At 57.7% G+C, this 12,137-nt stretch carries 12 protein-coding genes; 10 read left to right on the top strand and 2 right to left on the bottom strand.

The window, feature by feature from the left end; translation table 11 throughout:
* Positions 1-71: 71 nt before the first annotated feature.
* Complete coding sequence (gene panD, locus SO140_RS33400; protein ID WP_498543659.1) at positions 72-425, bottom strand: aspartate 1-decarboxylase; 354 nt, start codon at positions 423-425, stop codon at positions 72-74.
* A gap of 52 nt (positions 426-477) precedes the next feature.
* The gene (gene bioB, locus SO140_RS33405; protein WP_498543660.1) at positions 478-1,470 is read right to left on the bottom strand and encodes a biotin synthase BioB; all 993 of its coding nucleotides are present in this window, start codon (positions 1,468-1,470) and stop codon (positions 478-480) included.
* Between the two features lie 114 nt (positions 1,471-1,584).
* Between bioB and SO140_RS33410 the strand changes: the two genes are divergently transcribed.
* The 10 genes from SO140_RS33410 (at position 1,585) to SO140_RS33455 (ending at position 11,658) form a co-directional block, all read left to right on the top strand.
* Positions 1,585-2,214: a GntR family transcriptional regulator gene (locus SO140_RS33410; RefSeq protein WP_498543661.1), complete on the top strand. Its 630-nt coding sequence runs from the start codon at positions 1,585-1,587 to the stop codon at positions 2,212-2,214.
* Positions 2,215-2,372: 158 nt separating this feature from the next.
* Positions 2,373-2,702, top strand: coding sequence for a Dabb family protein (locus SO140_RS33415; protein WP_498543662.1), 330 nt, complete (start codon positions 2,373-2,375; stop codon positions 2,700-2,702).
* A gap of 116 nt (positions 2,703-2,818) precedes the next feature.
* Positions 2,819-4,213 carry an aminodeoxychorismate synthase component I gene (pabB, locus tag SO140_RS33420; protein ID WP_498543663.1) on the top strand — a complete coding sequence of 465 codons (1,395 nt, stop codon included), beginning with the start codon at positions 2,819-2,821 and terminating at the stop codon, positions 4,211-4,213.
* Positions 4,210-4,794 carry an anthranilate synthase component II gene (locus SO140_RS33425; protein WP_498543664.1) on the top strand — a complete coding sequence of 195 codons (585 nt, stop codon included), beginning with the start codon at positions 4,210-4,212 and terminating at the stop codon, positions 4,792-4,794. Before pabB ends, SO140_RS33425 begins: the two co-directional genes overlap by 4 nt.
* Positions 4,795-5,197: 403 nt before the next feature.
* Positions 5,198-6,523, top strand: a complete 1,326-nt coding sequence (locus SO140_RS33430) for a lysine N(6)-hydroxylase/L-ornithine N(5)-oxygenase family protein (RefSeq protein ID WP_498543665.1) — start codon at positions 5,198-5,200, stop codon at positions 6,521-6,523.
* A 98-nt stretch (positions 6,524-6,621) separates the two neighbouring features.
* Positions 6,622-7,767: an MFS transporter gene (locus SO140_RS33435; RefSeq protein ID WP_498543666.1), complete on the top strand. Its 1,146-nt coding sequence runs from the start codon at positions 6,622-6,624 to the stop codon at positions 7,765-7,767.
* 22 nt (positions 7,768-7,789) lie between these two features.
* Positions 7,790-8,569 (top strand): phytanoyl-CoA dioxygenase family protein, encoded by a 780-nt coding sequence (locus tag SO140_RS33440; RefSeq protein ID WP_498543667.1) that lies wholly within the window; start codon positions 7,790-7,792, stop codon positions 8,567-8,569.
* Between the two features lie 23 nt (positions 8,570-8,592).
* On the top strand, positions 8,593-8,922 hold the full coding sequence (locus SO140_RS33445) for a cupin domain-containing protein (RefSeq protein WP_498543668.1): 330 nt from the start codon (positions 8,593-8,595) through the stop codon (positions 8,920-8,922).
* A 1-nt stretch (position 8,923) separates the two neighbouring features.
* The gene (locus SO140_RS33450; protein WP_498543669.1) at positions 8,924-10,510 is read left to right on the top strand and encodes a class I tRNA ligase family protein; all 1,587 of its coding nucleotides are present in this window, start codon (positions 8,924-8,926) and stop codon (positions 10,508-10,510) included.
* 11 nt (positions 10,511-10,521) lie between these two features.
* The gene (locus SO140_RS33455; RefSeq protein WP_498543670.1) at positions 10,522-11,658 is read left to right on the top strand and encodes an aminotransferase-like domain-containing protein; all 1,137 of its coding nucleotides are present in this window, start codon (positions 10,522-10,524) and stop codon (positions 11,656-11,658) included.
* Positions 11,659-12,137 lie beyond the last annotated feature (479 nt).

The raw sequence follows: 12,137 nt of genomic DNA on the forward strand, positions 1-12,137 counted from the left end.
CTCGGGTAACGAAATCACGCAAAATTCGAATGGGCGCGAAGAAAAACGGCCTTAGGTCCGCTTTTCGGCCACTAAACCGGCGTGATCCGATTTTCGCGATCAACCAACACGATGCGAGGTTTGAACGTTTTGGCTTCGGCCTCGTCAAACGAGGCGTAGGCAATGACGCTAATCTTGTCTCCGGGTAACGCCAGTCGCGCGGCCGCACCGTTCAAGTCAATGGCACCCGAGCCGGGGGGCGCTTCGGTCACGAAGGTGGCAAAACATGCGCCGGTTTCGACGTTGTGAATTTCGACGCGTTCGTCGACCAGGAACCCTGCTGCATCCAGCAGTGTACGATCAATTGAAATAGAGCCTTCATAGTGCAGATCCGCTTCGGTCACTGATGCGCAGTGGATCTTGCCCTTCATCAAGGTAATTTGCATTCCGCACCTAAGATTTAAGGAGTTTCGCGAGACAGCTTGCCGCCTTGTTGGTTCAGGCAAGCCCGGATGTGATACCGAGCCTGGTCAGCAAATTTGCGTCGCGGTCGGTTTTTGGATTTTTGGTCGTCAACAGCACGCCCCCGATGAAAATTGAGTTCGCACCGGCCAAAAAGCACAATGCCTGCAATTCGTCGGTCATGTCATGCCGCCCGGCCGACAACCGCACCACGCTCGTTGGCATCATAATCCGGGCAGTGGCGACCAGGCGCACCAGCGCGATAGGATCGGGGCGCTCCGCGGTATGGTTGACCGGAACCCCTTTGACCTCGTTCCAAAGATTGATCGGCACGCTTTCTGGAGGCTTTCGCAGATTAGCCAGCAGGACAAGCATGTCGAGGCGGTCCTCAACGCGCTCGCCCATGCCGATAATGCCGCCGCAGCAGACCTTGATCCCGGCCTCGCGCACGTTTTCAAGCGTATCAATTCGGTCCTGCAACGTGCGAGTCGTGATGATCCTGTCGTAGAATTCAGGCGATGTATCGATGTTGTGATTGTAGAAGTCGAGCCCAGCCTCGGAAAGCTGCGCTGCCTGCCCCAGTGTCAGCATGCCCAGCGTAACGCAGGTTTCCATGCCAAGGTCCTTGACGGCGCTGACCATCTCGCAAACCCGATCCAGATCGCGGTCCTTCGGACTGCGCCAGGCCGCGGCCATGCAGAAGCGGGTCGCACCTGCCTCCTTGGCACGCTGCGCGGTGGCGACCACATCAGCGCGATCCATCAGGCGGGTCGCTTTCACTCCGGCTTCGTAATGTGCGCTTTGCGCGCAATAGCCGCAATCTTCCGGGCAGCCACCCGTCTTGATGCTGAGGAGGCTTGCTGTTTCGAGGTGATTTGGATCAAAATTGCCGCGGTGAACGCTTTGCGCTCGAAACATCAGCTCTGGGAATGGCAGACCATAGAGCGCTTCGGCGTCGGTACGTTTCCACTTTCCGACTTCTTCGAGCTCGCAGCTTCCGTTCCGATCAACTCCAACAGCAACACCCATAGGCCTCAAGTCCGTAATCATAGATAATCGCGTGAATTATCTCTCGTCATCGACATTGGATCGATGCTAATCGATGCGGTATCGGGGCGCACCCATTTTTCCGATAGATAATCTATGAGTGAGAACAGAACGACTGCTGGACGCATCGCGGAGTCAATCGGTGAGCGCATTATCAACGGCGCGCTGCAGCCAGACGCAAAACTCCGGCAGGATCATGTGGCGCGGGAATTCAATTCAAGTCACGTCCCGGTGCGCGAGGCTTTTCGGCAACTCGAGGCGCAGCATCTTGTCGTGAGTGCACCGCGCCGCGGCGTGCGGGTCGCCCCGCTTGATGCCAATTCGGTGAAGGAGATCGCCGAGATGCGTGCAGCGCTCGAAGTGGTCGCGCTGCGCAATGCAGCTCCAAAGCTCTCGTCAGTCCACCTGGCACGCATTGAACTTGCGCTCATTGAAGGAGACAGCGCTCAGACGATTGAGGATTTTGAGATGGCCAACCGGGCCTTTCATTACGCCCTGGTTGCGCCCTGCGCGATGCCCCGCCTGCTCGCCAGCCTCGACGAACTGCAGCTTGCAAATTCTCGGCTGGTATTCGCGATGGCTCGGACGGCTGGCTGGCGTCCACGGTCCAACCAAGATCACCGTCTGATTCTGCAGGCCCTGCGAGCGCGCAACCTCGACCTAGCCTGTAATCTACTCACGCGTCACATTCAGAGCATCGAGCGCCTGGCGCTTTCCGCCTCTTGATCAGGAAAACGCCTTTGTGAGCTCAGTTCAGACTGAGGGGCGCAACAGTGTCAAAAACTGGATCATCAATCAGCGATGCAGCGGCGAAAGCGTTGCAGAGATCTCGATCCCAAGCTAGTTATGCGCCCCATCTTTGATAGGACTCCATGGGGCCATCCATGATTCGTCACATTGTCTTGTTCAGCGCCAAAGATGAGGCCGACATCGATCGTATCATCGAGGGCCTGTCGGTTCTCACGAAAATCCCGCATGCACGCCGGCTCGAGGTCGCTCGCAACCGTAAGAGCGACCAACTCGGCAACGACATCGACGTCGTTGTCTATGGTGAGTTCGAGAACGAGGCGGAACTCGAAGCCTACAAGGCGCATGATCTTTACCAGGAATCAATCAGGCGGGTACGGCCACTGCGCGAGCTGCGGTTCGCGGCAGACTATTGTGTGTCGGCGAATGTGCGGCTCCTCACGCGCCGCGCGGTATCGGCCGGCTGAGGCTAAGCTGATCGTCGGTCTCACGAGCTTGCAAACTTCCGATCGAACGTTGCTCTCCTTTGGCGGGTCATCATCGGAAGCGCGCGGATGCCGCTCACCGGTAGCGTGATAGCCCCATGTACGTCCGCGAACTGCCATGGATTGCCCCTGTCACGGCAATGCGGCGCCTCGCCCGCGGGCCTCATCTTACATTTCTCGATAGCGCAGCAAGCCACGAGCTCCTCGGGCGCTACTCATACCTGACTTGCAACCCGTTCGGCACCTATATCATCGCGGACGGGCAGGCGAGTTGGAACGGCCATCGCATTGACGGTGACCCCTGGGTAGCCCTTCGCACCCTTCTCGCCAAGTATCCGCAAGAGCATCGCCCTGATCTGCCGCCATTTCAGGGCGGAGCGGCCGGGTTCTTATGCTACGATCTGAACAGGACACTGGAGCGATTGCCCGTGCGGGCAAGTTCTGGACACCGCTTGCCTCAATCCATCCTGCATTTCTACGACGTCGTAGTCAGCTACGATCACCGCGACGACAGGTGCTGGATCGTGTCGACGGGATGGCCGGAGCAGGATCCTGCACGCCGGGCCACGCGTGCGCGCTATCGAGCCGATGAGTTTGCAGCTCTCCTTGCCGGCCCATACATGCCGCGGGACTATGCCGATGGCGCAGTCGGACCATGGCAGTCGAACTTCAGTCGCGCGTCCTACATTGCGGCGGTCCAGCGCGTCATTGACCTTATTCTGGCCGGAGATGTCTTTCAGGCTAATATTGCGCAGCGTTTTAGCGCCAGGCTCACGACCTCATTTGATCCTGTTGCCTTCTACTGCCAACTGCGATCATTAAACCCCGCACCATTTGCAGCGCTCCTGCGCTACGGCAATCTCACGATTGCATCGAGCTCGCCGGAGCGCTTTCTGAAGCTCGACGGACGGCGGGTCGAAACGCGCCCCATCAAAGGCACGATCGCGCGTTCAACGGATTTTGGGGAAGATCAGCGTCGCGCGCAACTCTTGGCCGCGTCCGACAAGGACCGTGCCGAGAACATCATGATCGTCGATCTCCTACGAAGCGATGTTTCTCGTGTTTGCACTCCGCATTCAGTCGACGTTCCAGCGCTGTGCAGCCTCGAAACCTATGCCTCGGTGCACCACCTCGTGTCGGTCGTCACGGGAGAGCTTGCGGACGACCAGGACGCGGTCGGCCTTGTTCGCGCCTGTTTTCCAGGCGGCTCCATTACCGGGGCGCCGAAGGTGCGAGCGATGGAAATCATTGCGGAACTCGAGCAAGTCGCGCGAGAGGTCTATTGCGGGGCGATCGGTTTCATTGGCTTCAACGGGCATATGGATACCAATATTGCGATCCGCACCGTCACGATCGACGACGGCTTGGCTGTCTTTCACGCAGGGGGCGGGATAACGGCGATGTCGGATCCAGCGGCCGAATATAGTGAGACTCTCGCCAAGGCACAGCTGATCTTTGACGCATTTCGCGCCAATTCTACCGGTGAACGTTGATTATCATCATCGACAACTACGACTCCTTCGTCTTCAACATTGCGCGCTATTTCCGCCGGCTTGGTGAATCAACCGAAGTGGTCCGAAATGACGCGATCAGCCTCACTGATATTGTTCGTCTCAAGCCGCGCGCGGTGGTCATTTCCCCCGGTCCCTGCACCCCAACAGAGGCGGGAATATCGACTTTAATCGTTCGCGAGTTTTCAGGTCTTGTCCCGATTTTCGGCATCTGCCTTGGACACCAGTGCATCGGGAGCGTTTTCGGCGGACGCGTGGCACGTGCACGTCGCCCCATGCACGGTCGCTCCTCATCCGTTACGCATGACGGCCGCGGCCTATTCGAAGGACTTCCTTCCCCTCTTTGCGTCGGGCGCTACCATTCCCTCGTCGTTGAGATCGATCAATCACGCGCGTCGCGTCTTATGGTAACTGCGCGCTCGGACGAGGGCGAGATCATGGCGCTTGCACATCGCGATCAACCTACCTATGGCGTGCAATTCCACCCTGAATCGATACTGACCCAACAAGGAGATGCTCTGCTGACAAACTTTTTGCAACTGGCAAAGAATTTCCAAGCCTGAGGATGGGCCCTTGTGCCGCACGCCTCTCCCGCAATGAGGCGTCGCGGCATCAGTAGCACTTTAAGTCCGATCGCATTTCTCTGCCCTCCGGCTAGCAAGCAGCCTATTGACCGCGCTTTCAGCAGACCCAAAGGACAGCTACGTCGCCCAGGCACGGCCGGTCATCACACATCCGCGACTGCCGACCAGCGATTGACGCGAATCTCCACTATTTCCTCGCCATCCATGAGACTGCTCGGCAGGAGATGCGGATTTCTGCACGCGGCGAGAAGACGCAGCTTACCTAAATCCCGGCCCGGTCGGGCTATAAAACATCTTGTATCTCACGCGGTGTCAGATTGTAGGCTTCCAAACGCAGCAACCGACCGCCTTCGATCCTTACACTGTCGTGAGAGAGACCTTCGTGGATACGCTGGATGTCATTGGCGTCGGGATCGGTCCCTTCAATCTCAGCCTGGCAGCCCTGATCGAACCTGCCCCGCTACGCGCACTATTCCTGGAGAAGCGCGGGGCATTCTGCTGGCATCCAGGCATGGCGTTGCCGAATAGCCGGTTACAAGTGTCGCCATTCAAGGATTGCGTCACGCTGGTGAACCCCACCAGCCCCTATTCTTTCCTGAACTACCTGGCACGACACGGACGGCTCTACGGCTTCATCAACAAACGCAATGCTTCGACCTCGCGGCGGGAGTTCACTGACTATTACCAGTGGGTCGCGCGACAACTTGGCACGCTCCGCTACAACGAAGAGGTCGTCGATGTCGCGCCCTTCAGGGACGGCTATCGCGTCAATACGAGCACAACGACATACTTGGCGCGCGCCGTCGTGATAGCGGTCGGCGTTGAGCCAACGATCCCCCCGTGCGCCAGACCCTTCATTTGCAACACCGTCTATCACGCCGCTGACTATCTCGACCAGGACTCACCTGGTGCAGACGAGCATGTGCTCGTGGTGGGAGGTGGTCAGAGCGGCGCGGAGATTGTCGAGCACCTCCTCAATCGTCCCAGCGCTCCCCGGATTACCTGGGTCACATCGCGCTCAAACCTGTTTGCCATGGACGATACCAGTTTCGTCAACGAGGCCTATGGGCCGGGCTACAGCCGGCGCTTTCATGCCCTGCCGCTCCAGCACCGCCGCACAATCATCGAGCGTGAAAAGCTAACAAGTGATGGCATTTCTGCCGAATTGTGCAATCGCCTCTACGACATTTTGTACGAAAGGAACGTAGAGGGTACGCCGTCTGACAGCTTCCTTCTCCTGTCCAGCGTCGTTGTGAAAGACATCGCGCCCCTAAACAAGCGCTGGGGAGTCAATCTGACCGATCTCGCCACGCAGCAACATCACAGCATCCTCGTTGATCGCATCGTACTTGCCACGGGCTTTCAACCGCGCACTCCACCCTTTCTACAATCGCTCCTGGGCGGCGCGCACATGGAGGATGGCCTACCCGTGCTCGGCTCGGACTACGCGGTTAGCTTCAATCAGCATATGCCAGGACCGGTATATCTCCAAAATCAGAGCCGTCTGCAGCACGGATTGCAGAGCGCAAACTTATCACTGGTGGCGTATCGCAACAGTCTCATCATCAACAGCCTCCTCGGACGTCCCTTCTATCTGGATCAATCAGGCCAGCAGATCCTCAATGGTTACGAGTCCCCAGACGCTTCGAATCTAAGCACCGTGCCGGATGCAACGCCACTTGCAGAACATATGAGCGCAATCACATGAGTGCGTCCCGATCCTCCATCTTACGAATTGTCGATGTGCCCCCTTCAGCTGCGGACCGGCTATCTTGCAAACTACCCTACCCCGCCTTTGGACCGTTTTTGGTCGCATCCAGCATCATTGCGGCAGCGTACGGCACGAGCTTCACTTTGCCGGAATATATGGAAGCGCTCGGTATGGAGGGCGACGCCGCGGGTACCATTATCTCCAGTGGCATGGTTGCAACGATCGTGTGCTGTTGCCTGGCAGGCCGCGTTGCCCAGCGCATTGGCATTATGCCGACGATAGCTGCCGCATCGTTGGTGATGGCGCTGGCCATGGCGGCCTTCGCTGCTGCAGCGTACGACACGCGAATGGCCTATGCAGGCGGCATGCTCGTCGGTGCGGGATGGTCCGTGCTGTTCATCCTCTCGCCGTTGCAGATTATCCGTCACTTGCGTCCCGCAGCCCGTATAGAACATCTGACGATCCTGTCCGGCGCCCAGATGGCAGGACTTGGACTAGCGGCCCCACTCGGCCACTTTCTGACAGCATGCACCGGCTCAATGGCGATGATGTACGCACTTTTCGCGGTGGCCTGCGCAATTGCAGCCATCTGCGTAGGCGTCGCACGACATGCCATGTTGAGCACCCCCTCGGTACCCATGCCTCACATCGAGGTCACCCTGGTCGAAACGGGCGCCCTGCTTCGACACGCAACAGCCGCACCGATCCTCATGATCGCGGTTGCGGCCTGCATTTTTTCCGGACTATCGACATATCAGAGCGCCTATGCAGCATCACGTCGGCTCAACCCTGATATCTTCTTCCTCGTATTCACCGTTACCAGCGTGGCGCTCCGCTTTTCAGTCGCCCATTTGCTGAACCAAGTGCCCGTACACCGGCTTGCGCTCACGCTCTTTATCGCTACCGGCGCCTCATTGGCGTTGCTCATTATCAATCCTGGCGACACTCTACTGTATATATTGGCCGCCGCAATCTTCGCCACAGGTTACGGGCTCAGCTATTCCGCCCTTATCGGAATGGCCGTCAATCTCGCCGGCGAGCGGGGGCTTTCCGTACCAGTTACCTCACAAATCTTCACCTTAGCCTATTTCCTCGGGTTGTTCGGCTTTCCGTTCCTCGGAGGGCAGTTGATCGGTGGATTTGGCGTTGACGGGATGTTGCTCACGCTATTGGGCGCGACCGCCTTTAACGGGGTGCTGGTAATCGCACTTCGGCCAAAGGCAAGAACCTACTCTCCGTAATCTTCAAAAAAGGAGCTCGCACATGCTGACCGAGGCACAGAAGGCGAAATGGCATCAGGATGGATATCTTCGGCTTGAAGGCTTCTTTGATGCGCCTACGCGCGACAAGATCTCTGACTTCGTGGACGGCGTCGCGCGCTGGGATGTGAGCGTCGACAAGTGGATGATGTGGTTCGAGAAAACGGCCGATAATCGCAAGATCATCTCAAAGGTCGAGAACTTCCTGGACTACCATGGCGCTCTACGCGAGACGCTGCTGGCCGACGGCCGCATTTGCAACGCGATAAACACGCTCCTCGACGAGGACACGCGGATGCTAAAGGAGCTTCTGATCTTCAAGTACCCTGATAGCGGCGGTTATCGCCCTCATCAGGACATATACCATATACCCCACAAGCTCCCCGAGCGGATGGTGCACGCCATAGCAGCCGTTGCCATCGACGATTCGGCTCCGGACAATGGTGGTCTATTCTTCACTCCCGGTCGCCATAAGGAGGGAGTTTTTCCCATGGATGCCGGTGGCGTCATAAACCCGGACGTGGCCGAGAGCTTTGAATGGGAACCAGTGCCGTGGAAGGCAGGCGACGTCTTTATTTTCGACGACTACGCGCCCCACTACTCACTGCCGAACAAGAGCGATCGCTCTCGTCGCACGCTCTATTTGGTGTTCCAACGCGCGTCCACCGGCGGTCCTGATCGCGCCGAATACAATCGGATGAAGCGCGCCTACAACCCGCCAGAAGGCAAGGTCGCCGAACTTGAAAATCTGAAGACGCCTAACGGCATCTTCTATCGCGAGTGATTGCACCCTTAAGGAAAGACCACGTGTACACCAAGCAGATCGATCGCTCCCTCATGCGAACCGAATATGGCGTGCTGGTTTGCCGCCTGCTGGAGCATTTACCGGATGATCTCAGCCCCGAGTTCGGCGCCTCGGTTGTTGAGGTCGCCCCCGGTGGCGCGGTCGATCCGCACGCGCACCACGAACATGAACTGTGGCTCTTGATTTCAGGCCAGGGAGAATTCGAAGCTGACGGGCAGACGCGGTCGGTGAACGAGGTGACATTGTTCTACATGCCTCCACACCAGAAGCACGCTATCCGCAATGTCAGCCAGGAGAGTACTCTTAAGTTCCTCTCCATCTGGTGGGATTGACATGCGCACCTATTTCGTATGTCCCGCTCCCCCCTGTCCTAATGGCAAATTACATCTCGGTCACGTCGGCGGCGTATATTTGCTCGCCGACATCTTCGTGCGCTTTCAGCGCCTGGCCGGCCATCGCGCGCACCATGTCACCGGAGCAGATGAGCACGGTACCTATACACTCGTAAAGGCACGAAAGCTCGGACAACCCGTTGGCGACGTTGCACAAAAGCACATTGACGAGATCCTGCAGGGCCTGCGTGCCATGCACATCACGCCCGATGTCTTCGTTCGCACATCGAGCGAGATACACAAGCAAAACGCCCTCGCGATTTTCCGCGAACTGCAGGAGGCTGGCTATGTCGAGATCCGCAATGGTGTTCAGCTCTATTGCGAGCATTGCGATGAATTTGTCGCGGACTCGCTGGCGGTTGGGAATTGTCCCGCGTGCGGCTCTGCGACCGACAGCAACTTGTGTGAGAACTGCGGCCTGGCAATCCGGCACGACGCTTTATGCAATGCCCGGCACACCACGTGCGGTCACAATCTTGTACTAAGGCCCATTGAGCAGGCCGTGCTCGATACGCCTCGCCTTGCGAAGGCGCTGACCACAGCCATTGGAGAAAGTGCCTGGCCCGAGGTCATTCGGGACAAGGCGCGCGCTTGGCTTGCCAGCGACATGCATGGCTTGCCGATGTCGCGCCACTTCAGTCATGGTGTGGAGTTACTCGAGCCCGAACCTTTGTTCGGCCAAACCCTGCTCACATGGTTTGAGGGCCTGTGGTGCTTTGACACCGGAATTCGCGAGCAATGCGCCAATGATTTTCTAGGCCCAGAAACAACCTTGCACGACCCCAGCACCCGGCTTGTGTTTTTCATGGGCCAGGACAACCGCTTCTACTATACGGTAGGTGTGACCGGCGCGCTGCTCGCGCGCGGCTACCCGATCCCCACCAATCACTCCATCCAGGATTTCTACAAGCTCGAAGGGGAGAAATTTTCCACCAGCCGTAACCATGCGCTTTGGGCCGATGAAGTCGCGCGCGAGGTAGACCCCAATGTGCTTCGCTATGCTCTCGCTCGAATTGCGCGGCCATTCGGCAGGGATGAAAACGAGTTCGACGTCGATCAGCTGATCAGGGCCGCATCACACCTTCAGGTCTGGGAAAAGGCATTGCGCCAGCATGCCAACAACGCACGCACATTGGACAGCAGGCGTCTCAGATCTCGTCTGCAAATCCTCGCTCAGCGTTACGCTGATGCGATCGAGGAGCTCCGATTCTGGGATGCGCTTGATGTCATTGATAGCTACTTCGAGGTAGCCGATTTTGCGCGTGACGACAGCGGCATGTGGAATTCAGCGCAGATCTCGCTGTTCCTGAGCCTTCTGTATCCTGTGGTTCCCGAGCTAACGATCCGATATGGCCGCCATTTCTTTGGTGCAGCATGGCAGCCGTCCTTCGGCAAACCTGCTGCCAAAGCCGGCCTTCCACCAAAGGTCGACTTCCCGCGTGTCAGCACAGCGATACCCGCGAACTTCATCGCAGCTTACAACGAACGTTTTCGACCACAACAGGCTAAGCAGATTAGCGGAATTTGAACGATAAAGCCATGAACTCACCTGTCTCTCACCGCAGCTCTCTGGCTCAGAGCTTTGCGCCTTTTAGCTACTCAACTGCGAAGAGCGCCATCCATTTCGGGTATGGGCTCCCAGATCCGGCGATGTTCTCGGAGCTAGCCTGGCCGGATGCATTGAGCCAAAATACCGGTGTCGCCACCGCCGATCTGCTTCAGTATACGGATGCGGTGGGTTTGCCCAGGCTTCGAGAAAAGCTCGCACAACGCTATAATGTGCAGCAGGACCAGATTATCCTGACCGCTGGTGCTTCACAGGCACTGCAATTGGTCGGCGACGTCTGGCTCGACCCCGGCGATGTTGTCCTGACCGAGGACCCGTCCTACTTGGGTGCACTGCGCATCTTTTCGATCGCGGGGGCAACCATTCTCCAGCTTGAGATGAGCGCCGATGGCGTCGACCTGAACGAGCTTGAACAGATCTTGCGGCATAATACCCGCGTGAAACTTTTCTACACGACGCCAGCATTTCATAACCCGACTGGGCGCCAGATGCCGCGCCCGCACATGGCCCGCCTTGCAGCGACGCTGGCGCAGCATGGCGTGGCGTTGGTCCAGGATCTCGTTTATGCGGAGCTGCCCTATGACGGCGAAGTTGACTGGCTGCCACCGGGCGGCAACGTCATAAATATTCATAGCATTTCCAAGGTCGCCGGGCCGGGGCTGCGGGTAGGCTGGGTGCTTGCTGATTCGGATGTCATCGACAGACTGGCGCGTCTCAAGTGTGACGGCGGCGTCAGTCCTATCGTCAGCAATATCGTCTTATCATTGCTGCAGTCGGACGCACTTGATGCGCACATTGCGCGGTTACGCAAGCATTATGGTGCCAAGCGAGACAGCATGCATGCGCTGCTGCAGCGGAGCCACTTTTGCGATCTAGACTATCTTCTTCCAAGCGGAGGTTTTTCGTTCTGGGTACGGCTAGCTGCAGGAATTGAGGCTGAGACTTTCATTAAGGCTGCGTGCTGCGAGCATGACGTGCACCTTAGACACGGCGGAGATAATGGCCCACAAAGTGGCCATTATGTACGCCTGTGCTTTAGCTATCTCCCGACAAGTCTGATTGAAGAGGGCCTAGCGCGATTGGAGAAGTTGCACGCCAAGCTGTACTGATCATCGTCGCGCACGTCCTTCGAAGATTGACGTTCCGAACTGGCGAGATATACCGTTTTTTCTGGCTAGCGGCGCACGCCGCCTCAATTCACATTCAACTTGAGCGGCACCCGAACTGTCAGTGGGACGACTTTAACGTCTGGCAACGATAACAATCGGTCATGAGCGCGACCCAAGTGACGACCAGCCGTACGAATCGTTGAGGACCAGGCGCACCAGCAAGTCCAGCCAGGCCAAGACGAGGCCGAGGCGGTAGCCGATAGCGGCGAGGATGACATTGTCACACTTGCCTCATAGCGATCGAGATGTCAGCGGCCAAGATGGCCGTCGGTCCTTCACGTGACCATTCTATAGGCTGGCGAAGTGGCACCTGGGCTCACGATTAATTCCGACGAAGAAGCCGCGCACCAGACCGAAGATCACGACAGGACGCGGGTTTTCCGACGAGAAAGCTGCTCATCAACATGTTCGGCCGCGAT

The sequence above is a fragment of the Bradyrhizobium sp. UFLA05-108 genome (assembly GCF_059803455.1).